At 34.2% G+C, this 25,154-nt stretch carries 25 protein-coding genes; 8 read left to right on the top strand and 17 right to left on the bottom strand.

From position 1 onward, the window contains the following. Positions 1–203: 203 nt before the first annotated feature. From ACJJVI_RS11450 to lysA, 9 genes are all read right to left on the bottom strand, one after another. Entirely contained in the window at positions 204–965 is a 762-nt protein-coding gene (locus ACJJVI_RS11450; protein WP_405352020.1) for a hypothetical protein, read from the bottom strand. 566 nt (positions 966–1,531) lie between these two features. Further along, complete coding sequence (locus ACJJVI_RS11445) at positions 1,532–2,110, bottom strand: hypothetical protein (RefSeq protein WP_405352019.1); 579 nt, start codon at positions 2,108–2,110, stop codon at positions 1,532–1,534. A gap of 519 nt (positions 2,111–2,629) precedes the next feature. Next, a complete protein-coding gene (locus tag ACJJVI_RS11440) occupies positions 2,630–3,103 on the bottom strand; it encodes a hypothetical protein (RefSeq protein WP_405352017.1) in 474 nt (157 codons plus the stop codon). 637 nt (positions 3,104–3,740) lie between these two features. Further along, positions 3,741–3,953: a KTSC domain-containing protein gene (locus ACJJVI_RS11435; protein WP_405352016.1), complete on the bottom strand. Its 213-nt coding sequence runs from the start codon at positions 3,951–3,953 to the stop codon at positions 3,741–3,743. Positions 3,954–3,957: 4 nt separating this feature from the next. Then, a complete protein-coding gene (locus tag ACJJVI_RS11430) occupies positions 3,958–5,730 on the bottom strand; it encodes an ATP-binding protein (RefSeq protein WP_405352014.1) in 1,773 nt (590 codons plus the stop codon). Beyond that, positions 5,723–6,919, bottom strand: a complete 1,197-nt coding sequence (locus tag ACJJVI_RS11425; RefSeq protein WP_405352012.1) for an SIR2 family protein — start codon at positions 6,917–6,919, stop codon at positions 5,723–5,725. Before ACJJVI_RS11425 ends, ACJJVI_RS11430 begins: the two co-directional genes overlap by 8 nt. Positions 6,920–7,542: 623 nt before the next feature. Further along, on the bottom strand, positions 7,543–8,079 hold the full coding sequence (locus ACJJVI_RS11420) for a hypothetical protein (protein WP_405352010.1): 537 nt from the start codon (positions 8,077–8,079) through the stop codon (positions 7,543–7,545). Between the two features lie 153 nt (positions 8,080–8,232). Beyond that, positions 8,233–8,688 carry a hypothetical protein gene (locus ACJJVI_RS11415; RefSeq protein WP_405352008.1) on the bottom strand — a complete coding sequence of 152 codons (456 nt, stop codon included), beginning with the start codon at positions 8,686–8,688 and terminating at the stop codon, positions 8,233–8,235. A gap of 443 nt (positions 8,689–9,131) precedes the next feature. After that, entirely contained in the window at positions 9,132–10,355 is a 1,224-nt protein-coding gene (gene lysA / locus ACJJVI_RS11410; RefSeq protein WP_405352006.1) for a diaminopimelate decarboxylase, read from the bottom strand. Positions 10,356–10,757: 402 nt separating this feature from the next. On the opposite strand from lysA, the gene sucC reads away from it, so the two are divergent. Both sucC and ACJJVI_RS11400 read left to right on the top strand, forming a co-directional pair. After that, positions 10,758–11,951, top strand: a complete 1,194-nt coding sequence (gene sucC / locus ACJJVI_RS11405) for an ADP-forming succinate--CoA ligase subunit beta (RefSeq protein WP_036578987.1) — start codon at positions 10,758–10,760, stop codon at positions 11,949–11,951. Positions 11,952–12,081: 130 nt separating this feature from the next. Then, positions 12,082–12,858, top strand: coding sequence for a T9SS type A sorting domain-containing protein (locus ACJJVI_RS11400; RefSeq protein ID WP_405352004.1), 777 nt, complete (start codon positions 12,082–12,084; stop codon positions 12,856–12,858). 61 nt (positions 12,859–12,919) lie between these two features. On the opposite strand, the gene ACJJVI_RS11395 is transcribed toward ACJJVI_RS11400, so the two are convergent. Then, complete coding sequence (locus ACJJVI_RS11395) at positions 12,920–13,237, bottom strand: hypothetical protein (protein WP_405352002.1); 318 nt, start codon at positions 13,235–13,237, stop codon at positions 12,920–12,922. Between the two features lie 71 nt (positions 13,238–13,308). Continuing rightward, positions 13,309–14,376: a 3-dehydroquinate synthase gene (gene aroB, locus ACJJVI_RS11390; RefSeq protein ID WP_405352000.1), complete on the bottom strand. Its 1,068-nt coding sequence runs from the start codon at positions 14,374–14,376 to the stop codon at positions 13,309–13,311. A gap of 86 nt (positions 14,377–14,462) precedes the next feature. Here aroB and ACJJVI_RS11385 point away from each other — a divergent pair, with 86 nt between their 5' ends. Beyond that, positions 14,463–15,629, top strand: coding sequence for a proline dehydrogenase family protein (locus ACJJVI_RS11385; RefSeq protein WP_036579125.1), 1,167 nt, complete (start codon positions 14,463–14,465; stop codon positions 15,627–15,629). On the opposite strand, the gene ACJJVI_RS11380 is transcribed toward ACJJVI_RS11385, so the two are convergent. From ACJJVI_RS11380 to ACJJVI_RS11355, 6 genes are all read right to left on the bottom strand, one after another. After that, positions 15,626–16,006 (bottom strand): hypothetical protein, encoded by a 381-nt coding sequence (locus ACJJVI_RS11380; protein WP_036578995.1) that lies wholly within the window; start codon positions 16,004–16,006, stop codon positions 15,626–15,628. The two genes, ACJJVI_RS11385 and ACJJVI_RS11380, sit on opposite strands and share 4 nt — an antisense overlap. Before the next feature lie 9 nt (positions 16,007–16,015). After that, positions 16,016–17,215, bottom strand: a complete 1,200-nt coding sequence (locus tag ACJJVI_RS11375) for an alanine dehydrogenase (RefSeq protein WP_036578996.1) — start codon at positions 17,213–17,215, stop codon at positions 16,016–16,018. A gap of 32 nt (positions 17,216–17,247) precedes the next feature. Continuing rightward, positions 17,248–17,724, bottom strand: a complete 477-nt coding sequence (locus ACJJVI_RS11370) for a hypothetical protein (RefSeq protein WP_042248989.1) — start codon at positions 17,722–17,724, stop codon at positions 17,248–17,250. A 77-nt stretch (positions 17,725–17,801) separates the two neighbouring features. After that, the gene (locus ACJJVI_RS11365; RefSeq protein ID WP_160165375.1) at positions 17,802–17,969 is read right to left on the bottom strand and encodes a hypothetical protein; all 168 of its coding nucleotides are present in this window, start codon (positions 17,967–17,969) and stop codon (positions 17,802–17,804) included. A gap of 171 nt (positions 17,970–18,140) precedes the next feature. Next, positions 18,141–18,542: a tRNA (adenosine(37)-N6)-threonylcarbamoyltransferase complex ATPase subunit type 1 TsaE gene (gene tsaE, locus ACJJVI_RS11360; protein WP_042296831.1), complete on the bottom strand. Its 402-nt coding sequence runs from the start codon at positions 18,540–18,542 to the stop codon at positions 18,141–18,143. After that, positions 18,543–20,093 carry a bifunctional response regulator/alkaline phosphatase family protein gene (locus ACJJVI_RS11355; protein ID WP_042271672.1) on the bottom strand — a complete coding sequence of 517 codons (1,551 nt, stop codon included), beginning with the start codon at positions 20,091–20,093 and terminating at the stop codon, positions 18,543–18,545. Between the two features lie 33 nt (positions 20,094–20,126). On the opposite strand from ACJJVI_RS11355, the gene ACJJVI_RS11350 reads away from it, so the two are divergent. Genes ACJJVI_RS11350 through efp form a run of 5 tightly spaced genes read left to right on the top strand, consistent with a single transcriptional unit; the run spans position 20,127 to position 25,152 of the window. Continuing rightward, the gene (locus tag ACJJVI_RS11350; RefSeq protein ID WP_036578999.1) at positions 20,127–21,353 is read left to right on the top strand and encodes an HD domain-containing protein; all 1,227 of its coding nucleotides are present in this window, start codon (positions 20,127–20,129) and stop codon (positions 21,351–21,353) included. Positions 21,354–21,376: 23 nt separating this feature from the next. After that, positions 21,377–22,396 carry a UDP-3-O-(3-hydroxymyristoyl)glucosamine N-acyltransferase gene (gene lpxD, locus ACJJVI_RS11345; RefSeq protein ID WP_042248997.1) on the top strand — a complete coding sequence of 340 codons (1,020 nt, stop codon included), beginning with the start codon at positions 21,377–21,379 and terminating at the stop codon, positions 22,394–22,396. Then, positions 22,397–23,797: a bifunctional UDP-3-O-[3-hydroxymyristoyl] N-acetylglucosamine deacetylase/3-hydroxyacyl-ACP dehydratase gene (locus ACJJVI_RS11340; protein ID WP_348021053.1), complete on the top strand. Its 1,401-nt coding sequence runs from the start codon at positions 22,397–22,399 to the stop codon at positions 23,795–23,797. Continuing rightward, positions 23,797–24,582 carry an acyl-ACP--UDP-N-acetylglucosamine O-acyltransferase gene (gene lpxA, locus ACJJVI_RS11335; protein ID WP_036579003.1) on the top strand — a complete coding sequence of 262 codons (786 nt, stop codon included), beginning with the start codon at positions 23,797–23,799 and terminating at the stop codon, positions 24,580–24,582. Before ACJJVI_RS11340 ends, lpxA begins: the two co-directional genes overlap by 1 nt. Positions 24,583–24,588: 6 nt before the next feature. Further along, positions 24,589–25,152, top strand: a complete 564-nt coding sequence (efp, locus tag ACJJVI_RS11330; RefSeq protein WP_006794937.1) for an elongation factor P — start codon at positions 24,589–24,591, stop codon at positions 25,150–25,152. Positions 25,153–25,154 lie beyond the last annotated feature (2 nt).

Below are 25,154 nucleotides of genomic sequence, written 5' to 3'. Positions count from 1 at the left end.
TTCTAATCCCAAGAGCGTAATTATAAATTACAAAAGCGAAAACCTACGGCCGCAGGCAATGGACTAGAACGTGTTTGTGTATGATTTCGTTGCGTGGTTTAAGTACTAAAGTTAGCAAATAAATCACAGATAGAAAGTCCGCGAGGACTTTCGTAAGTAGGCTATAACCAGCAATGAATTATACACGGTGTTAGCAAACGTTTTTATTTCAGATACTCAATTTTTATTTCAGAAATATTTGTCGGTTTATTTAATTCAATTCCATGTTCAACTCTTATAGGATTTCCAAAATCGTCACGAGTCCATTTTACATATTCTGTAGAATTTCCTTTATCATCTCTCCTTATATAAGAAATTTCATTTCCGTTTTTATCTAAAATTCTTTCTTCTATTTTGGCAATTTTACCATCTACAACAAGTGTCCATTTTTCGGTTTGGTCAATATATTCATAAATGTCTTCTTGGGTTACTTTTCCTTTTCTATCTAAAGTTTTTCGGTTAGTAATTCGATTGTTTTTGTCAAACTCTTCTATAATTTCTGCGTACATATTTCCGGCAGAATCGTATCTTTTCTGAACTCCTAAATTTTTATTTTCAACAGTTTTATGTTGTATAATTCCATCTTTGTCTTTTGCTAAATAGACAACTATATTTTCATCTAAATACTGATTTTCATTCCAATCCCAAATTTCATTTTCCGCTGTTCGTTCGATTTGTTCAATTTGGCGATTTTCTTTATCAAATTTCCATTCGAGTGAACCTACAAAATTGTTTTCAGAATCATATTGTTTTTCAGAAATACAGTTTTCATTTGAGTCATATTCAAAAAAGACAGTATATCTTATATCTCCGTTTTCTTCAAAAAACACTGTTTTCTTTATAAGTCCGTTCACATTGAATTCGTTGATAATGTGCTCTCGCACTTTACCATTTCCTCCAATTATTTTTCTTGACTTAATGTTCATCTCAAATGTTGGCTAATGGCAAAGGTATAAGGCGAGTGAGGCGTTTTAGCCGGTACGCGTAGACCTTTTGTATGTTGGTTATTGGTTGGTGAAGTTACTGAATTTATGAATGATCACAGCCTCGCTATAAGCCTTTAAAACGTCTCAATCGCCATTATACGACGTTCTTGTTTGTTTCCTAGCGGCTGGCGTTAATTGTGTAAGTACAAGCTGACTATAGCTCAAGAGGTTTTACAGCTTTGCCATTCTAGTCCATTGAGTAGGTTGGGAGACTTGTGATTTATAATTACTAAAGCTGGTTGATCTTTTGCAGCGTTATTGCAGCATGATAGTTTCTAATCCCAAGAGCGTAATTATAAATTACAAAAGCGAAAACCTACGGCCGCAGGCAATGGACTAGAACGGTTTTGTATATGGCTCGTAGCGTGCAAATTAGAAAATTATTTTCGGTTGAGCACAAGCCGAATTTTTTAATTTTTCTTATTATCTTTTTTACTCAATAAGCCAAATAAAAAAAATTGGCGACTTTCCAAATATGCCTTAACTTCGTTCAAGCAACTAACTAGCTATGAGCTATATACGTTGTTGGGTACAGTTATTTTTATTCGTTCAATATTTTTATAAGGTTCCTTTTCCTCCATATATTCTAATAAATCAAAAGCAATTCCTGTTTTTCCTTTTTCAATTTCAGAGTTAACTATTTGTTCTAATTTTTTAATTCCGATAGCACTTACTCCGTAATAATCTATAATAATCGAGTTGCTTTTTTCAAAATGAGCTTTTATTATTAATGCTTTTCGATTTATGAAACCTATTCGTTCAAACTTATCATTTAATCCAACTTCAAGTTCATCCGCAATTCTTGATGCGTTTTGTTCATCAATTTTCATTTTTTTGATTAAATATTTTTTCACTGTGAGAGGAAATAAACGTTCAGAAAATGAATTTTGAGAGTAGTTTTTTGCCCAAGGTAAATTCGCATTGATTTTTTGTAAATGCTTTATTGATTCAATTGTTAAGTCAAATTTAATAATCCGAACACTTGGAATATATATTCGGATTAGATTTCCACTTTTCAGTTCAAAATCAGGTACAGAAATTCCGTTTATTTCAAACTCTTTGTTATGAAAAATAGTGTTCGTCATAATTGTACCCAATGGCAAAGGTATAAGGCGATTGAGGCGTTTTAGCCGGTACGCGTAGACCTTTTGTATGTTGGTTATTGGTTGGTGAAGTTACTGAATTTATGAATGATCACAGCCTCGCTATAAGCCTTTAAAACGTCTCAATCGCCATTATACAACGTTCTTGTTTGTTTCCTAGCGGCTGGCGTGTATAGGGTAAGTACAAGCAGACTATTGCTCAAGAGGTTTTACAGCTTTGCCATTCTAGTCCATTGAGTAGGTTGGGAGACTTGTGATTTATAATTACTAAAGTTGGTTGATCTTTTGCAGCGTTATTGCAGCATGATAGTTTCTAATCCCAAGAGCGTAATTATAAATTACAAAAGCGAAACGCAGGCAATGGACTAGAACGTTTATGTATAAGAATAGTGCGGTTTTGTGTGCGAGGATTTTCCGCAGGAAAATCAGATGTAACAAAAGTGCACTGTTCTTTGTTTAAGCACTAATCTACGCATTATTTTTATGCGATGTTGTAACACGTTATTTTTCCATTATATATTTTTCGAAAGTTTCAAATTCAACACTATCAATTTCTTTTTTTGAAGGATAGCTGTGTCCATATAATCCTGCAAAGAGTGGAATGGGCTTTTCGGCTTTTTTTCCGTTTTCGGTAGTTTTTATATCGATTGGTAATAAAACTTCTCTTTCTACAGCAATGCTAAAATCCGACCAACCAAAATTAAATTGAGATTTACACTTTTTACAAGTCCATTTTTCGTTTGAGTTTTCAGGACCTTTTTCCAGAGTTTCAATCTCAAAGTTCTTTTTGACTTTTGAGATTAATAATGTTGTTTCCCAAGCTTTAAAAGATTTTCCGAAGTCGACACAATTTATTCCAACTATTTGGATAAATCTCGGATGTTGGCAAGCACAAGAATCGCCTTGATAATATTTTTCAGTTACTTTTTCAAGCAATTCAGATGTTCTATTATACCTAATTTGGAAATCTTCCACTGGTTTTGTTTTCAAATTACATACAATGGCAAAGGTATAAGGCGAGTGAGGCGTTTTAGCCGGTACGCGTAGACCTTTTTTTGTTGGTTATTGGTTGGTGAAGTTACTGAATTTATGAATGATCACAGCCTCGCTATAAGCCTTTAAAACGTCTCAATCGCCATTATACGACGTTCTTGTTTGTTTCCTAGCGGCTGGCGTGAATTGGGTAAGTAAAAGCTGACTATTGCTCAAGAGGTTTTACAGCTTTGCCATTATTGTCTCCGACGAGCGCAGCGAGAGGAAGACAGTTGAGTAGGTTGGGAGACTTGTGATTTATAATTACTAAAGTTGGTTGATCTATTGCAGCGTTATTGCAGTTCTATAGTTTCTAATCCCAAGAGCGTAATTATAAATTACAAAAGCGAAAACCTACGGCCGCAGGCAATGGACTAGAACGGTTAGGCTATGGTTAGTACGGGAATTAAAAGTAGTGAACTTTCGATTAAGTACTTAGCCAAAACTTTTTATTTTGTTTTATCTTTTTTATTATAAAGCCAAATCAAAAAGATTTGGCGGACTTGGTTAAAAGCTCTAAACTTTGGGTTAAGAACCAAAACCCGTATTAACTATAGCCATTGTTATGGGCTGCCTCTTTTTATCCGACTTGTGATTCTGGATATTGATTTTTAATTTCTCTATGAAAGAATTTACCTTGAGATTCAGCGTTCTCAAATATATACCATTCAGATTCTGGAAAATCAGAATATTGCCAGACGGCACCACTATTAAATTCAATTTCTAAAATCGAACTATTAGCATCAAAACCAATACTTCTAATCATTGATGATTCTATACTTTTTCTTTCCATTATACTATGATTTTTGTTCTCTTATTTTTTTAACAACTGATTTGTAGTTTTCATCATTTTGTTCAAACTCTTTACTCCAACTTTCTACAAGTTTAGGGTCTTCACTAGATGGTCTTGGATTGTTTAATTTAATTCTTACTCTTGAAGGTATTTTAATGGATTCGCCAACAATTACCGCTTCTCCAATCCTAAGAGAAGGTAATAAATCAATGAGACTATTTAAATTGTCAGGTGCAGTAGATTTAACTATTCCTTGGTCACTTGAATTGGTTAACCTTAAAGCAACTAAAGTTCCTACTTGAGCTAAAATAGTTTCAGAAATTTCTGAAGGTCTTTGAGTAATGACCATTGCGCCAACACCAAACTTACGTCCTTCTTTAAATATTTTTTCTACAGCTTTTTTTGAATAACTATTATTATCGTTTTTATTTAAATAAGTGTGTGCTTCTTCATAAGCTAGCAGCAAAGGACGATTTCTACCTGTATATTTCTCAAACTTACCCCAAAACATACTATCGTAAATAAATCTAGTTATTAATCCTATTGTTATATCTAGAACTTCAAAAGGCACACCACTTAAATCTAGAATTGTTAATTTTTCATTACTCCCAATCCATTCATTTAATAGGTCACTTAAATCTTTTGGTGAATTTTCATCTTTATAATCACCAGAGTTAAAAAGAAAATCATAACGTGTATCCTTTATCCTAGATAATATCTTTTTTTCATAAGCATAGTATTCTGTATGTTTTGTTACGTACGGTGGATTTGCATTTGTTGTTGATTGGTGAGAAGTAAATTTAGCCCTTTTAAGATTATTGAAATCTCCTTCTACCTCTTCATAAATTGTAGTTCTTTTTTGTTCATCTTTTTTTGTTGAATCAAAACTCGCATTTAGCCACCAATTCATTTCATACCACACTTTTCGAACGTTGAAAGGTATAGGTGAATCTGCTGTTATTAAATCTTTATCAACATTACCAGCTTTTAATTTATTATAATTTTCTTTTTTAAATTTTTCAATCATCCCTCTAAACAGTCGATATTCTGGCCTTTGGTCATCTGTTGGTTTTGCACCAACTAGGAAGAAAGCCAATTCATCAAAATTCATTAACCAAAAAGGTATATTTAAAGGATTATTATTATCATTTATTTTAAAGACTTTTGCTTCTGGAAATGCAGAAGCATACTCTCCGTGTGGGTCAACTAAAACTATTCTTGAACCATTATAATCATATAACATTGATTTCAAAACGCTAACGGTAGTATTTGATTTACCACTTCCAGTAGAGCCTAATATTGCACAATGTCTTAATATAAGTTTGTGAATGTCAACATAAACTGCTAAGTTTTCGGATGATGAATGTTTTCCTATTTCAATTGAATCTGAGTCTTTTTGACCATAAATTTCAAATAAATCTTTTTCAATAACTAAGTGAACTTCATCATTAATTGTTGGATAAGTTCCTATACCTTTTTCAAAATCTTTGTCTCCAATTTTTTCACCAACCAATTGAACGGTTAAAAAACGAGAACCAATTATTTGTTTAATACTATTATCATCAACTTTACTCGGTGTATTACTTACAGAAGATACAATGCCATAAATTGAAATATTACCAATAGGCATTTTAACAAAAGTTCCAATTTGTCCAATTTTATATACTCGTCCATTGATTATTGGTGCAGAAGACGGTATTTGGTCAGATATTTCAATTTCAACTGTACTTGAATCCACACGGATAATAGTACCTAGATATGTGATTTCATTATTCATTAGCAAGTTTCTCAATTGTTTCTTTTTTTCCAGAATTGGTTACAATAAAATCAATTAATTTATTGAAATCACCTATAATAAGTTCTTTAGAATCATCTTTCCAATAATAACTACTTTTTTTATCATCTTTTAATTCTTCTTCATCTGCCGTCCATTCGATTAACTCTCCATTTACAATTCCGTTTTTTGGACCAAATGCACCAATATTCAAATATGAAGAAGATAACTTGTATAACTCCTTAACTGTTTCATCTGAATAAGCAAAAACTACAATATGTAATCTATTATTCTGTCTCAAGCTATTAAAAATCACTTCATTTATGTGTTGGTCTGAAAAAGAATAACCTGAAATGATAAAAAGTAGTTCGCCATTGGTTAGAAATGTTTTTAGTCTATCGAAATACGATATAAAAGGTTGCTTTCTTGATGAATCATATTTTTCTTTTGATGGATAAATTACAACTTCATTCCCTTCTTTTTCAATGTTGTCAATTTTACCTAATCGCACAATTCTATACGAATTTTTGGTAATATCTTTTTTCCAAAACCAACTTAACGAACCGTGAATTTTCCATAACCTTATCCAAGATTTTGTGATGTCATTATTGTCAACAAATCTTTCAACATTTTCCGCTAAAAAAAATGGTTCATATGAACCAACAAAACCATCAAAATATGGGATTTGAGTTTCTTCTAATGATTTTTCAAAAATCAAGTCATAGTTGGATGTGAAAATTTCTTTTGAGAAATCTCGATTTTGCATATTCATCCAAGCCATTAACTTCTTTGTGTTTTTGATGTCAGCAGTCTTTTCTTTTTCACTTAAAATATTGTGTATCTTATTACAAATTTCAATGTCTAATGATTTTGCTGATTCGCCATCAATTTCTAAATATCTTTTATCCTTTTTTTCTCCAGTAATTTCTCTAATTCTTCTAATTTGATTTAGAATATCTTCAATATTAATTGTCTTATCTGTGAAAGTTGTTTCTAGATCCTTTTTAACAATTATATAATTTTGTAATAATTCTTCTACTAATGCATCTTCAACGCCTTTTGTTAATTGAGCAATATTTGGAATTCCTAAAGCTGTTGAAGTTCCAGCTCCAAAGAAAAAACCAACATTTTTTGAATATGAAAGTTGATTTTTCAATTCTTGAATTTCACGTATGATATTTGATTTATTCATTCAATTTCATTTTTTTTGCAGTCAGTTATTCGGTTGCCCATAATGGCAAAGGTATAAGGCGAGTGAGGCGTTTTAGCCGGTACGCGTAGACCTTTTGTATTTTGGTTATTGGTTGTGAAGTTACTAAATTTTGGAATGATCACAGCCTCGCTATAAGCCTTTAAAACGTCTCAATCGCCATTATACAACGTTCTTGTTTGTTTCCTAGCGGCTGGCGTGAATTGGGTAAGTACAAGCTGACTATTGCTCAAGAGGTTTTACAGCTTTGCCATTCTAGTCCATTGAGTAGGTTGGGAGACTTGTAATTTATAATTGCTATAGCTGGTTGATCCTAAAGGATGTCATTGAAGTGCTATAATTTTAGTTACCTAAACAGTAATTATAAATTACAAAAGCGAAGACCTACGGCCGCAGGCAATTGGCCAGAACGGTTTTGTATGTGGCTCGTAGCGTGCAAATTATAAGAATATTTTCGGATGAAGCACGAGCCAATTTTTTTAATTTTTCTTATTACCTTTTCTCAATAAGCCAAATTAAAAAATTTGGCAGACTAGCAAATATACCTTAACTTCAACTAAGCAACTCACTAGCTATGAGCTATATATGTTGTTTTAAAACGTTTTTTATTCGCTGTCAAAAACTCCTCGCGCAGATAAATATCCGTTTTTTTGTTCAGTAAATAGCTTTTTTATACTTTCTCCTTTTAAACCTCTCCAATTACCATTTTTATCTTTTTCTATTGGGTCAAAAATATATTTTTGGTGATAGTATTTATTTTTCTCTTCGTTATAAGATAAGTAGAGTAGAACGTTTTTGTAATCTTCAAATGCAGGTCTTCCGTAATGGTCGTAAGCCTCGAATTCAATCGTGTCTGTTTTTAGTTCGTTATATACATTGCGTATTACCTTGTACTTATTTTTAAATCCGTTGTCCATCGAATATGATGTAAATATCAATGTATCTCCAGTTATAGAGTCAATTTCAATCCGCTTATTATTTTCGTTTGGGTCGAATTCAATAACAGATATTTTTTCTCCGATGAAAGCGAATAGATTTACAGAGTTATTCGCCACCTTGAATTCAGATTCTTGGTTGGTTTTAGTCGATTTACAACTAATCAACAATATTAAAATCCCTAAAATTGGTAGGATGCGATTCATTTCGGCAAATGTTTTACAACGTTTATGTATAAGAATAGTTGTGGGTTTGTATGCGAGGATTTTCCGAAGGAAAATCAGACGTTACAAACACGCAACGACCTTTGATTAAGCACTAAACCGCAATTATTTTTATACTGTGTTGTAGGTAGTTTTTTATTCAGTTTTCGGAAATTCAATTCCTGTTATTTTCGCTTCTCCGATTTTTATTGGTCCTTCGTGAATCCACCATTTTCGTCCGATATCCATATATTCATCAATCGGTTGTCTTGATAAAAACCTAACTAAAACTTCTTTAGTTTCTCCAGGCAATATCCGCTCGACTTGCTCGAATTGAATATCTCCCATATATGCGTATTTAAATTGTCCATTTGTTTGATATTCAAAAACGTGATTTGGTCGGTATCCACTTGCAATTCCAGTTTTTCTTCCGCCTTGTTCAGTTGTAACGAGAGTTAATTTCGCTTTTACGTGAATTAATTCAGGTGTTTCTTCAAGGTCAAAATCCGTAATGCTATAATCTGTATATTTTCCGAAAGCGTGCGTGTCAAAAACTTTTCCGTAGCCTAAATTCAGCCATCTTTTGTAAATCAATTTTCCATTGAAATACAAGTAAAGTTCATTGTCGTCTTTTATTTCCTTTCGTATTATCACAGTTCGTTTAAATTACCTACAACGTTAGTAAATACAAACCTAAGCAAAATCTTACAACATTATGGTACTCTATGTGACTTAAAGCAAACCTTTTAGCACTATCGATCATAACTCAAAAAAGGTAGTAAATGCAAACCTTTTCGTTTTAAACGTTTAATATCGGCTTTTTCAACACTCTAAAATTTCACGTTTCGTTTTGGTATAAAATCATACCTTTATTAGTGCAATAGGATGATGCTTTTTACACTTTCGCGCAAGCGGTATTAAAAAATATAATGTAGTGAGATGCTGCAGTGTGTGCATAGATTAATTTTCTATAGCTCATTTTTATCGCATAAAAAAAGCCCAACCTTGCGGTTGGACTTCTCTATGATATAACTGCAATGGCAGTATTCCCGATTTTAAACCAGTTCTTCTAGTGCTAGTTCTACAGGTACCTGATGTTTTAAAATGTCTTCCATGGTCTCGCGTTCTCTTATTAAATGCGCCTGGCCGTTGTACCACAGCACCTCTGCCGGACGGTATCTACTGTTATAGTTACTGGTCATAGAGTAGCAGTAGGCACCAGCGTTTGCAAATGCGAGTATGTCACCTTCTGTGATCTCGCTGATCTGGCGGTTTTGTGCAAAGGTGTCGGTCTCACAGATATAACCTACCACGCTGTAAAAACGATTGCGGCCAGTCTCATTAGATATATTTTTAATACCGTGGTACGATCCATATAACATAGGACGTATCAGGTGATTAAATCCACTATCGATACCAGCAAAAACGGTAGACGTGGTTTGTTTTACGACATTCACTTTGGCAAGAAAATATCCTGCCTCACTTACTAGAAACTTTCCTGGTTCAAAGGCTAGTGTGATATCACGTCCATAATCTTTACAAAATTTATTGAAACGCTCGCTTAATTGCTCACCTAGATCCTCGATGTCTGTAGAAACGTCACCTTCTTTATAAGGTACTTTAAAACCACTACCAAAATCGATAAACTCCAGGTCCTTAAATTTTGCTGCGGTCTCAAAAAGGATTTCTGTTGCATATAAAAACACGCCTATGTCTAGAATGTCACTACCCGTATGCATGTGCACACCGTTAACGGTCATTTTAGTATTTTCTACAATGCGCAGTAAATGCGGTATCTGGTGAATAGAGATCCCAAACTTTGAATCGATGTGTCCTACAGATATGTTTGCATTACCACCAGCCATAACGTGTGGATTAATACGCACACATACCGGTATGGTAGGATGCTTAGAGCCAAATTGTTCAAGGATCGATAAATTATCAATATTGATTTGCACGCCCATGGCCGCGACTTGTTCAATCTCTTCTAGCGACACACCATTAGGCGTGTAAATGATCTTGTGCGGTTCTACACCAGCAGCAAGACCCAACTGTACTTCTTGTAGACTCACGGTATCGAGTCCAGCGCCTAACTGTTTAAACAGCTTCAAGATGGATAAGTTTGATAATGCTTTAACGGCATAATGTATTCTCAGTGATTTCGCTTGCGCGAAAGCCGAGGTCAAACGTTCATACTGCGACACGATACGATGCGCGTCGTACACATAGACAGGACTACCGTGTTCCTGTGCAATGTTCAATAAATCTTGTGATTGCATGCTTAAAAATTAAGCCTACAAAATTACTAGGTTAGGACTAATATTTATTAATAAAATGATAAATCTTTCTTATGAGCTGGTATAATGATGGCGCCATCGGTTTATGGGTAGCATTAATTTATAGAAATAGGGATATAAATTACCTTTCTGTATCATAGAAAAAGCATGCCTGTGGTGCAGCGTTAATTATCTGGCTATGGCTTTTAAACACAACGGTTGTTATAGAATGATGTTCATAAGATCAATTCTGATTCTATAGAAGTGGGAACTATAAATTCATCACTTAAAGTCTAAATTTTTGGCTTACTCATAACCTGTTCTTAAAAAATATATTTTTATTTCAAATTCAAGGTTCACTTTCTTATTTTTGCTGTACTTAAAATTGAACCTTAAAGAACATTTATGAATCTTCACGAATATCAAGGAAAAGAAATATTAGCTAGTTATGGTGTAACTATACAGCGAGGTAAAGTAGCAACTACTGCTGCAGAAGCTGTAGCGGCTGCAAAAGAATTAACTGAAGAAACTGGTACTGGATGGCACGTTATAAAAGCCCAAGTACACGCCGGTGGACGTGGTAAAGGTGGTGGAGTAAAACTTGCCAAAAACCTTGAACAAGTTGAAGAAATAGCTGGACAGATCATAGGTATGGACCTAGTAACACCACAGACGAGTGCTGAGGGAAAACGTGTTCACCAAGTTCTAGTGGCTGAAGATGTATATGAGCCAGGTGAAGTAGAGGTAGAAGAATTCTACATGTCTGTACTTCTAGACCGTGCACAAGGAAAAAACATGATCATGTATTCTACAGAAGGTGGAATGGATATCGAGACTGTTGCAGAGGAGACTCCGCATTTAATCTTTACAGAGACGATAGACGCATCACATGGTTTACAAGGTTTTCAAGCAAGACGTATCGCGTTTAACTTAGGTTTAAGCGGTAAGGCATTTAAAGAAATGACAAAGTTTGTTGCTGCTTTATACAATGCATATGTAGGATCTGATTCTGCTTTATTTGAAATCAATCCAGTATTAAAAGCTAGTGATAACCGCATCATCGCAGTAGATTGTAAAATCACACTAGATGAAAACGCATTATTCCGTCATAAAGATCTTGAAGCAATGAGAGATACTCGTGAGGAAAACGCTACTGAGGTAGAAGCAAAAGCGGTAGGATTAAACTATGTAGATCTAGATGGTAATGTAGGTTGTATGGTAAACGGTGCAGGACTTGCTATGGCAACGATGGACCTTATCAAGCAAGCTGGTGGAGAACCTGCTAACTTCCTAGATGTAGGTGGTACTGCAGATGCAAAACGTGTTGAAGAAGCTTTTAAAATTATCCTTAAAGATAAAGGCGTGAAAGCAATTCTTGTAAACATCTTTGGCGGTATCGTACGTTGTGATCGTGTAGCACAAGGTATTATAGATGCAAAGAAAAGTATGGGTGATGCAATGAATGTACCATTGATTGTAAGATTACAAGGAACTAATGCAGAGATTGCAAAGGATCTTATCGACAACTCTGGAATGGATGTTCAAAGTGCTACAGAATTTCAAGAAGCTGCAGATAAAGTACAAGCGGTAATCGCTTAATACTGATCTAGAGAATAAATTCTCGATTAAATATATAAAACCACGTTGAAGTTTATCAACGTGGTTTTTTTATGTGTTGAAAGTTTTAAATCAAATCAGTTTATTAAATTTGAGTATAAACCAACACATTATGAAACACTTATACTCTTTTTTAATTTTTGCCATTTTTACGATAACAGCCCAAGCTCAATATATCGAGTTTGATTTTGATAATGCAACCATTAATGGGAATACGGTGACACAAGATGTAACTGTCAATGGGATAGGTTATCGTTTAACAGCGGTACATGGCTCTAATAGTACAGCAGCGTTATTTGATGATGGAACAGGTGATCTCTCTTTAAGAGGTACCGGTGGCTCTAGACCAGAACAAAACTGGACCATTTCATTAATAAAAGCCGGATCTGCAGAGAATTTTGATTTTGTAAGTGTGGACTATTTTAATAATAGTGGTTCAACACATACCTTTATTGTAGGTGATAGTAATAATAATGCCATATCTGCACAGACTAACATTCCGCCTAGCGATGTAGGAACGATACTAGTGGCCACGCCAGCAAATGCGACTAACTTACCATCGTGTTTGATATTTGGTTTGACATTTTTTGCGACTACAGACACTTATTTTGATAACTTACTTATCAGACCGGTTTCTTTATTATCTAATGAAGATGAAACACTAGAAAGTGTGCAGTATTTTCAAAACAGTCAACAAAACTTAGTTTTATCACATCGCGAGTTAGAAGGAGCAACGATAGAAATCATGAATCTTAACGGACAGCTGTTAACCAGTACAACGGCAGATGCGATAGATTATGTAGTGGATGTTGCAAATCTAGCAAGTGGATTATATATCGCACGAGTTACCTTAGGCAATCAAGTAGAAACGATTAAGTTCATGAAATGATAATCAAGCATTACAAAAAAAAGCCTCTTTTTAAAGAGGCTTTTTTTATTTGATATTATCGTTAATCTTCAGTATCGTTTTCAGATTCTACATCTTTAGGTTGTTCTAGATCCATATCTGGTAAAGCATCTGGATCATTCATTTCCTTCTCATCATAGTCGTCTTCATCAAAGGCTTCCATTTGCATCGACAGGCGTTTAGATATTTTAACCAGATACTTAGTATCTTCTGTTTTTACCTCTACAGCTTCAATTAATTCATTTTTATGGTTTTTAAATGATATGATATCATCATCGCCATAACCATCTGGATATCTTTCTACTAAAAGTGATAACACATCAGGTGTAAGTTTCTTATAATCTACAATTACATTTTTCATAATAACATTTAGAGATAAACTAATGTATATAAAAAACTGATATCACCCAATGGGTTTGTGTAAACTATTGATTATTTTTTTAGCTCTTTAAAAGCTGTTATAATGTCTTCATTAGCAACAACTTGATTGGTCACAAAAGAACCGATGCTTTCTAGTAATACAAATTTAATCTCGCCATTAGTATTCTTTTTATCGTATTTCATAAGGTCAATCATCTCCATCACTTCATCATCAGTAAATGAAAATGTGAAATTTAAAGAAGTGTACCAGTCTTTAATCTCTTGATAAGCATCCATCGATAAACTAGCATATTGAACACTTAAGAAAGATTCAACCACTATCCCAGCAGCAATAGCCTCACCGTGTAGAACCGCTTCACGTTCCTCATGATCCATTAAAAAAGATTCTATAGCGTGACCTGCGGTATGTCCATAGTTAAGAGCCTTGCGTGCTCCTTTCTCAAATGGGTCCATGGTAACAATATCACTTTTAATAATCGCACTTTGATAGATTAGGGAATTAAAGGTTTCATTTAAATAGTCAGTAACCTTAAGCATGTCTTTCCAGTACACACGATCACTAATTAAACCATGTTTAAACATTTCAATACTACCGTTAACTAAATGTTGCTGTGGTAACGTTTTTAAAAATGCAGGATCTATTATGGTCATGATAGGTGGATTGATCACACCTATTTGATTTTTAAGATGGCCTAGGTCTACACCATTTTTACCACCTATAGCAGCATCTACCATACCTAATAAACTAGTAGGAACGTGTATAAACGGAATACCTCTTTTAATAGTAGAAGCTACAAAACCACCTAGATCAGTAATCACGCCACCACCTAGATTAATCATCAAGCTGTTGCGGTCACATCCCAGTTCAACTAGTGCACTCCATACACCAGCACAGGTATCGATATTTTTGAATTCCTCGCCATGATCGATTTCTATCACTTCTATAATTGCCGTTGTTTCAATCTGTGGCATTAAGTAAGGATAGCAGTTTTCCATCGTCTTATCGTCTACAAGAATAAAAATAGTAGATGGTTTATTTTCTTTAATCCATTTGTTGATGGCCTCAAAGCCTTGGTTTTCAAAGTAAATGGTAAAGTCTTTAATAGTAATAGGGTTCATGTTTTGTAAGCTTTCGCGGAAGCGTTAAAAGTACAATCTATGTAGCTATTATTTAACTCCTTTGCTACTATATTTGCGACATGAATATGGAAAATCCTTTTAACAACACAGAGATTGCTTTTTCATTAAAGAGTAATCGAGAGCTACGCAAAGCTCATTTTCTATTTAAGATGATGGGTTACCCGTCATTGATCAATTTTGGGTCTGCTGTGATGATGAAATCGTTGCAGTGGAGACTGCCAGTTAAAGGGTTGATTAAACACACCGTTTTTGAACATTTTTGCGGTGGTACCACAGAAGAAGAGTGCAAGTCTGTAGTGGATAATATGTACTTAAAAGGTGTGAGTAGTATCCTAGACTATTCTGTAGAAGGAAAAGAAGATGAGGCAGATTTTAATGCTGTAGTGGATAAGAAATTGAAACTTATTAAACATGCTGCTCATTCTGATGCCTTACCATTTGAAGTAGTGAAACCTACTGGTATTGGTAGATTTTATATCTGGCAAAAAGTTACCGAGAAAAAAGAACTGACTGCTGCAGAACAAGCAGAATGGCAACGTATTAAAGATAGAGTATTGCTACTTTCTCAAACGGCATATGATAATGATATCGCTTTACTCTTTGATGGTGAAGAAAGCTGGATGCAGGATGCGGCAGATGAATTGATACGTGACATGATGTTACAATTCAATAAAGAAAAAGCCATTATTTATAACACATTGCAATGTTATAGGCATGACAGACTGGATTACATTAAAGAGCTTTATAATGACGCTATAGAAAATAACTTTATAGTAGGAGTAAAGATTGTGCGCGGTGCATATATGGAAAAAGAGCGCGCTCGTGCTGAAGAGATGAATTATGAGTCACCTATATGTGCTAATAAAATGGCGACGGATGAGATGTTTAATAGTGCCATGTATTTTATTCTAGATCATCTAGACGTCATTAAGTTATGTATAGGAACGCATAATGAGTCTAGTACATTACAAGCAATGGAAATTCTTACAAAGAAAGGTATTGCTGCAAATAATAAAGATGTATGGTTTGGGCAGCTATATGGTATGAGTGATAATCTTACTTTTAACCTAGCGCAGATGAATTATAATACGTTTAAGATTTTGCCCTTTGGTCCTATAAGAGATGTGATGCCTTATTTAATACGTAGAGCTCAAGAAAACACCTCTGTCGCTGGACAAACTGGACGTGAATTGATATTGATCAGGCAAGAAATGAAAAGGCGTGGTCTTTAATCGTTATCGTTATAAATGATTTTTTCTACCGTTGCATAGCGTTCACAATTCTTTACCCATAAAGTAGTATTAGCTAATTCTTCACGACCAGAAATGTGGTAAAATTTACATGGTGTTGCGTCTCGATCTGATTTTGAAAAATTGACATCTCCATACTTTAAGATCAGTTGAATACTTAAGGTATCGATATCATTTTGAGCTAGATTTTCTCTTAATTCTGGAGAAAGTCTAATGGATTTCTTACCGATGTCTGCAAGTACTCTAGATTCTGGAAACCAGGTACATTGTGTTCTTTTACCAGTAAGAAAGAAAACTAAAAATATTAAACCTATGGAAACACCACCTAGGTAAAAACTCAATCGTTGAATAAATTTCATTGCTGCTCTTTAAAAGATGAGCAAATTTACGTCGCTATAAGGTAAGTTATACCATGAACCTACAGATTTGTTTGTGATGATACCATGATACATATAGATACCACATTTAAGACCTTTATCCATTCTTATGGCATGTTCAATTCCGCCATCTTCAGCAATGTTTAATAAATAAGGCGTAAAAATGTTACTTAAAGAAATAGATGCGGTTTTTGAGTAACGCGACGGTATGTTAGGAACACAATAGTGAGTAACTCCATATTTTTCAAAAGTAGGTTTATCATGTGTGGTGACTTCACTCGTTTCAAAACAACCACCCATATCGATACTTATGTCCATAATTACAGATCCTTGCTTCATATTTTCTACCATCGTCTTAGTCACTACTACAGGAGCTCTATTGCTTCCAGATAAAGCACCTACCACAACATCACATCTTCTCAAGGCTTTAAGTAGATATTTGGGTTGTAGGGTAGAGGTATATAACTGCTGACTTACCTTATCTTGAAGGTTGCGCAATTTTGTAATAGAGTTGTCAAAGACTTTCACATTTGCACCTAATCCTAAGGCCGTACGAGCCGCAAATTCACCTACAACTCCAGCACCCATAATGACAACATCGACAGGTGGAACGCCAGTGATGTTACCAAACAATTGTCCGGTACGATTTGCGCCACTGCTTAATAATTCACTTGCAATAAGAATGGAAGCAATTCCTGAAATTTCGCTTAATGCGCTGACTGCAGGATAATTACCACTGTCATCTTGAATGAATTCAAAAGCAAGTGCGGTTACTTTTTTTGCAGCTAATTTTTCAAAATAAATTTTGTTCCTTGTTTTTATCTGTAGTGCAGATATTAAAACGCTTTGTGGTTTAATAAGCTCTATCTCTTCTAATGATGGTGGAGCAACTTTTAATATAGTAGGACAAGAGAATACTTTACTGCGGTCGGAAGTAAGTTCTGCTCCAGCCTCATTATATTGAGAGTCTGTAAAGTTAGATCCGTTTCCAGCTCCTTTCTCCATTAAGATACGATGGCCATGTGCTGTAAGTGCAGCCACAGCATCTGGAGTTAAAACAATTCGTTTTTCTTGATGTTGTGTTTCTTTAGGAATCCCTAAAAGTAATTCTTGCTTAGAGCGTTGTATCTCTAGGCGTTCCTCTTGTGGTAAGAGTTGATCTTTAGTAAATGGAGATAATTGTTGACTCATAAGAACTAGTATAATCCCTAAAATTAGTCAATTTAACTGAAGAATCGATCACTAGGTTTTTTAATACCATCTTCAATTTCAGAGATGTCTATTCCGTGAATTTTATCAAATACTTTAATACGAGCTAGATAACTAGCAGAAAGCGACCCGATAACTACTGGAATAATAAAATAGATTTCATGATGGTCTATATATTCTAAGTTTGGTAAGAACACCGATATTAATTGGAAAAAATACATAGAAAAAGGTATAATGATAACATGATACCACCAATGTTTGCAGGTTAAAAACCATAAAAAGAATAGAAGAGCTGGAAGTAGTTTTATCATTATTAACCAAGTAGTTACATAAGGATCTCCACCAAAACTTTCATTAACAGCTTTCAAAGCTTCTAGTTCCCATAAGCTTTCAGGAACAGCCTCGTAACTATAAAATAAATAAGGTATAACAGCTAGGATGACAGCAACTACGGTACCGTATATCAGTGAACTTGAACTATTATTTGGCATTTATTTATTTAATCTATTATGTAACAAAAAAAATCTTCGTTTTCACGAAGATTTTTAAAGATAATAAAAACAATGGATTAACCTAATAGTCCGTTTGCTTTTGCAACTGCTAATTTCTTAGCTAGTGTTTTTTTCTCAATTTTCTTCGATGTTGGCGCTTGTGGCGCAAATTGTACTGCAGCTCCTGCTATCGATACACTGAATATCGCTAACAAAGCCATTGCTTTGAGGGACTTGTTGTTCATAATAATTTGGTTTAAGTAAATAAGTGATACTAATGTATAGTGTTTATTCCTGTAAACCAATAAAAAAATAAAGAAAAAGATTAAGGAATTCGATAATCGGGCAAAACGTCAGTTATGTTAAAATGATTAACAATGTTTTTAACAACTGTTAAAATTACATTTATTTAGCAATTATGGAAGTACTACTTTTCTTTGATTAACGCTTAAATTCTCAATCGTTATTGTTGTAAAGCTCTCTAAATAAGGCGTTAACAGTTCTGGCCATTCTACAAATAAATATGCTTCAGAATCAAGATATTCTTCTATTCCGATGTTTAAAAGCTCTTCTTTATCTTGTAATCTATAAAGATCAAAGTGATAAACGGTTACTTTATCGGATTTATACTCGTTAACTATAGAAAAAGTAGGAGAAGAGGTTACTTCATTTATTCCCAATTGTTTACACATCGCATTTATAAGCGTTGTTTTACCAGCACCCATAGGTGCATTGAATAAAATCACCTTCTCTGTGGTATGTGCTAATATTTGACGCGCTACTTGTTCAATATCGTCTATATGATATGTAATATTCATCTATCTCGGATTAAAAACAGCAAATGGTATGAGCATTTCTTCTAGAGAAACACCACCATGTTGATAGGTGTTTCTGTAATAGCTTACATAATGGTTGTAGTTATTAGGATAAGCAAAAAATAAATCACCTTTTGCAAATATGAAGCTACTGCTCATATTGATTTTAGGTAGTTTTATAGTGCTTGGGTCTTTGGCCGCTAAAACATCTTTATCTTCATAACTTAAACTACGACCTGTTTTGTATCTTAAATTAAGGCTAGTATCTCTATCGCCTACAACTTTACTAGGGTTGGTCACGTTAATGGTTCCGTGATCAGTGGTTAATATTAATTTGAAACCTAAATCTTGTGCTCGTTGAATAATCTCTAATAAAGGAGAGTTTTTAAACCAGCTCAACGTTAATGAACGATAAGATTTATCATTACTCGCTAGATCTTTGATGACCTTCATTTCAGTTTTGGAGTGAGAAAGCATATCCACAAAATTGTAAACGACAACAGTTAAATCATTATCCTTTTGAGATTTAAAATTTTCTGCAAGTTTTCTTCCTTGTTGTTCACTTGTTATTTTATGATATTGATGTGTTAATCCTAAGCCCAATCTTTTAAGTTGTGCAGTAAGAAAAGCATCTTCATTCATATTTTTTCCTCCTTCATCTGTGTCATTTAACCATAAGTCAGGATGCCTTTTGGCCATATCTTCTGGCATCAGACCAGAGAACAATGCATTTCTAGCATACTGTGTTGCTGTAGGTAGTATAGAGCAGTACGTTTCTTCGGTTTCTTTTTTATAATGACCATTTATAATGTTTTCAAACACTTTAAATTGGTCATAACGCAAATTGTCTACTACCACTAATAAAACAGGTTTGTCTTTCTTTAAATGTGGTGCAATCCTTTTCTTAAACAAATTATGAGACATAATAGGTGCCTCGTCGTCCTCGTCAAACCACTCAGGATAGTTGCGATCTATAAATTTGCAAAACTGATTATTAGCTTCATTTTTTTGAGTCGTTAAAATTTCAAGCATTCCGCTATCATCAATATCTTCTAGCTCTAATTCCCAATAAATCAACTTTTGATATAATTGAACCCATTCTTCATATGAATTAATCATCGATAAATCCATAGAGATTTTTCTAAATTCTCTTTGATAGTCAGAAGTAGTTTTATTAGATACTAATCTCGAGTGATCTAGATTCTTTTTTAAAGAAAGTAAAATCTGATTAGGGTTTACAGGCTTAATTAAGTAATCAGCAATTTTAGAACCTATCGCTTCTTCCATAATATACTCTTCTTCACTCTTAGTAATCATGATTACAGGTAGTTGAGCCTGTTTTTCTTTAATTTCATGTAATGTTTCTAGACCGGTAAGGCCAGGCATATTTTCATCTAGTAATACGATATCATAATTGACTTCTTCAATGGCTTCTAAAGCTTCTGTACCACTTACTCGAGTATCGATACTGTACCCTTTATTTTCTAAAAATATAATGTGTGGCTTTAATAAATCCACTTCATCATCTACCCAAAGGATTTTTATGTCTGTCATATCAGTATCTTTGTAATTAAATCGCTGTTCCTTTTGAATCAACAGAACAAACTTAAAATATTAAACGATCCCATTTATGGTTTTATTACCATTCCTAATGAGGACTTATTTACAATAATAGAACATCCTTTTTTTCAAAGGTTGCGTCGCATCACTCAAATGGGATTGAGCTACCTGGTTTATCCAGGTGCACATCACACTCGATTTCATCATGCATTAGGTTGCTTGCACTTAATGCAAAAAGCTGTCCAAGTGCTTCGTTCTAAAGATGTTGAAATATCTATAGAAGAAGAAGATGCTCTTTATAAGGCAATATTATTACATGATATTGGACATGGTCCATTCTCACATGCTATGGAACACAGCTTTGTAAATAATGTTAGTCACGAAGATATTTCTATCCTTTTTATGGAGGCTCTTAATAAAGAGTTTAACGGTAGTTTAACGCTAGCCATTAAAATATTTAAGGGAGAATATCATCGTCCCTTTATGATGCAGCTTATATCTAGCCAGCTTGACATGGATCGATTAGACTATTTAAAGAGAGATAGTTTTTACACAGGTGTCGCAGAAGGTAATATTAATAGTCAGCGTTTAATTGCGATGCTTAATGTAAAAGAAGATGAATTAGTTGTTGAACAAAAAGGGATATATTCTGTCGAGCATTTTTTAAGCAGTCGTAGATTGATGTACTGGCAGGTCTACCTTCATAAAACAGGAATAGGAGCAGAGCATTTATTACAATCCGTTTTTGTACGTATTAAAGAGTTGATTAAATCTGGTGAAACAATGGAAATCCCAGCAGATTTATTCTTTTTTCTTAAAAATGAGGTCTCTTTAAGCGATTTTGATCTCGATACTTTAAGTAGATTCTCAAGATTAGATGATACCGATTTGATAAGCACCTTGAAATTTGGTTCTCAACACAATGATTTTGTGCTTAAAGAATTATGTCAAATGATTCTCAACCGACAATTGCTCAAAATCAAGTTTACAAAACAGCCTGTTACCGCTTCAAAACTTGATAAGAAAATCAAAACTTTAAAGACCGTATATGACCTTTCTGACCACGAGGCAAGATATTTTGTTTTCTCAGGTGCTGTTCATAATCTCGCTTACGCGAAAGCAAAACCTATAAAAATCCTTTTCAAAAATGGGAAATTAGTAGAGCTCATAAAGGCTGGCGAGGAAGCAAGCTTTAAAGCACTCACTAAACAAGTGACTAAATATTACTATTGCTATCCTAAGATTCAGGATTAACTAAAATTACTATTTTTGCGATAATGAAATTTACCGTACAACAAATTGCAGATATACTAGAAGGAACTATTGTAGGTGACTCTGAAACCCAAGTTTCTAAGCTCTCTAAAATAGAAGAAGGTGAGGCTGGTAGTATCAGCTTTTTATCAAATACTAAGTATACTCCATTTATATATACCACAAAGGCAAGCGCAGTCATCGTAAACGCTGATTTTGTTCCAGATCAAAGTGTGTCTACAACGTTAATTCAAGTAGAAGACTCTTATAGCGCTTTTACTAAATTGCTTGAATACTATCAAATGATTAAGCTTAATAAAAGTGGCATAGAACAACCTAGTTTTATGCATGAATCAGTGGTTAAAGGCGACGGTTTTTACCTAGCCGCATTTGCATACGTCTCTCAAAATGTCAAACTAGGTGATAACGTGAAAATATTTTCACAAGTTCATATTTCAGATAATGTTACCATAGGAGATAACTGTGTCATACATGCCGGCGCAAAAATTATGTCGGACACGATAATAGGTAATAATGTAACTATTCATGCAGGAGCTGTTGTAGGAGCAGATGGGTTTGGTTTTTCACCTAATCCGGATGGGACGTATAATAAAATCCCTCAAACAGGTATCGTTATTATAGAAGACAATGTTGACATAGGAGCGTTAACCACTATAGATAGAGCAACCTTGGGTGCTACCATTATTAAAAAAGGAGCTAAACTTGATAATCAGATACAAATCGGGCATAATGTAGAAATAGGTGAAAACACCGTTATTGCTGCTCAGACAGGTGTTGCTGGTTCATCAAAAGTAGGCAGAAACTGTCGTATAGGTGGTCAAGTAGGTATCGCAGGACATATAACTATAGGTGATAATGTTGGAATACAAGCACAAAGTGGTGTAGGCAAAAACATTAAAAATGATATGGTGATACAAGGTTCTCCAGCATTTGATTATGGTGATTGGAACCGATCTTATGTATATTTCAAAAATTTAAAAAAGCTAGACAGCAGGATTGCTGATCTTGAGAAAAAGAATTCATAGATGACAACTACAGATTTTAAACAAACGACTATATCTAAAGATATTTCCTTAACAGGTGTAGGATTGCACACAGGAAACAATGTTACTTTAGTCTTTAAACCGGCACCAGCAAATCATGGCTATAAATTTCAGCGTGTTGATTTAGAAGGTCAACCAGTAATTGAAGCAGATGCTAACTATGTAACAGATACCAAACGCGGTACCACGTTAGATAAAAATGGTGTTCACATTAATACTTGTGAGCATGTCCTAGCAGCCCTAGTAGGTTTAGAAATAGATAATTGTCTTATTGAAATAGATAATAGTGAACCACCTATCATGGATGGGTCATCAAAATTCTTTATCGAGGCTTTAGAGAAAGCAGGTATTGATGATTTAGATGTAAACCGTAAAGAATATGTCGTTAAAGACGTTATATCTTATCGTGATGAAGAGACTGGTAGTGAAATTATTCTTATGCCTTCAGACTCTTATCAAGTAACAACGATGGTAGATTTTGGAACTAAGGTTTTAGGAACTCAAAATGCTACCTTAGAAAAATTATCTGACTTTAAATCGGAAATATCAGATTCTAGAACTTTTAGTTTCTTACATGAAATTGAAATGTTATTAGAACATGGGTTAATAAAAGGTGGAGATTTAAATAACGCTATAGTTTATGTAGATAAAGAGTTGTCTACTAAAACGATGGAAAACCTTAAGAAGGCTTTTAATAAAGATAATGTCTCTGTAAAGCCTAATGGGATTCTAGATAATCTAACATTACACTATCCTAATGAAGCGGCACGTCACAAATTACTAGATGTAATTGGTGATCTAGCTTTAGTCGGCACTAGAATCAGAGGTAAAGTTATTGCAAATAAGCCTGGGCATTATGTAAATACTCAATTTGCAAAAAAACTATCTAAACTTATCAAGTTAGAAGCTCGTAATAATGTGCCTAAAGTAGATTTTAATAAAGAGCCTTTAATGGATGTGGTGAAAATTATGGAAGTTTTACCTCACAGGCCACCATTTCTTTTAATTGATAAGATTTTTGAACTATCAGATAGTCATGTCATAGGATTAAAAAATGTGACGATGAATGAGCAGTTCTTTAATGGTCACTTTCCAGGTGCTCCTGTGATGCCTGGTGTTCTTATTGTAGAAGCAATGGCGCAAACTGGTGGTATACTAGTATTAAGTACGGTACCAGATCCAGAAAATTATTTAACATTCTTCATGAAGATGGATAATGTAAAGTTCAAGCGTAAAGTTTCTCCAGGAGACACGCTTATATTTAAATGTGATTTAATAACTCCTATTAGAAGAGGTATATGTCACATGCAAGCTTATGCTTATGCAAACGGTGTACTATGTGCCGAGGCTGAGTTAATGGCACAAATCTCAAAAGTAAAATAATGAATCAACCATTAGCATACGTACATCCAGGAGCAAAAATAGCCAAGAATGTAGTTATAGAACCCTTTACAACAATTCACAATGACGTCATTATAGGTGAAGGGACATGGATAGGATCAAATGTTACTATCATGGAAGGTGCTCGCATCGGTAAGAACGTAAGTATTTTTCCAGGAGCGGTAATAAGCGCCATTCCACAAGATAAAAAGTTTGAGGATGAAGACACCACCACAGTAATAGGTGATAACACAACGATTAGAGAATGTGTAACTATCAATCGAGGAACGTCTGATCGAATGAAAACCGTAATCGGTAAGAATTGCTGGATTATGGCTTACTGTCATATCGCACACGATTGTGTAGTTGGAGATAACTGTATTTTTTCAAACAACAGTACTCTTGCAGGACACATAACCGTAGGAGATCACGTTGTACTAGCTGGTATGGCTGCTGTTCAACAATTCTGTCAGATAGGTAGTCATGCGTTTGTAACCGGTGGATCATTGGTAAGAAAAGATGTGCCACCATTTGTAAAAGCAGGACGTGAACCTTTAAGTTATGTAGGTATCAATTCTGTAGGTTTAAGAAGAAGAGGTTTTGAATTAGAGAAAATCAGAGAAATTCAAGATATTTACCGCATTCTTTATCAAAAAAATTATAACGTATCTCAAGCTGTTCAAATAATAGAAGCAGAAATGAGTGCGACTAATGAAAGAGATGAAATAATAGAATTTATAAAAAACTCAAAGCGAGGTATCATGAGAGGATACGTAGCTAGTAATTAATAAGATATGGCAAGTACAAGCGACATTAGAAAAGGATTGTGTATTAGATACAATCACGATATTTATAAAATAGTTGAATTTTTACACGTTAAACCAGGTAAAGGACCAGCATTTGTAAGAACAAAATTAAAAAGTGTTACTAATGGTAAAGTGATTGATAATACTTTTTCTGCAGGACATAAAATTGAAGATATTAGAGTAGAAACTCAATCATTTCAATTTTTATATCAAGATCCTGAAGGTTATCATTTCATGAATACCGATACTTATGAGCAAATTCAATTACAAGAATCAGTATTAGATGCTCCAGGTCTATTAAAAGAAGGTGAAGTAGTAAAAATTCAAATTAATACTGAAGATGATTCTCCACTTTCTGTAGATATGCCACAATATGTAGTTTTAGAAGTTACAGCAACAGAACCTGGCCTTAAAGGTAATACAGCTACAAACGCTACTAAGCCAGCAACAGTAGAAACAGGTGCAGAGGTTAATGTACCTCTTTTCATCAATGAAGGAGATAAAATACGTATTGATACAGATAAAGGTGCTTATCACGAGCGCATGAAGTAATA

The organism is Nonlabens sp. Asnod3-H03 (genome assembly GCF_045063665.1).
Taxonomy (GTDB): domain Bacteria; phylum Bacteroidota; class Bacteroidia; order Flavobacteriales; family Flavobacteriaceae; genus Nonlabens; species Nonlabens ulvanivorans.
This window is presented reverse-complemented; position numbering and strand designations above follow the sequence as displayed.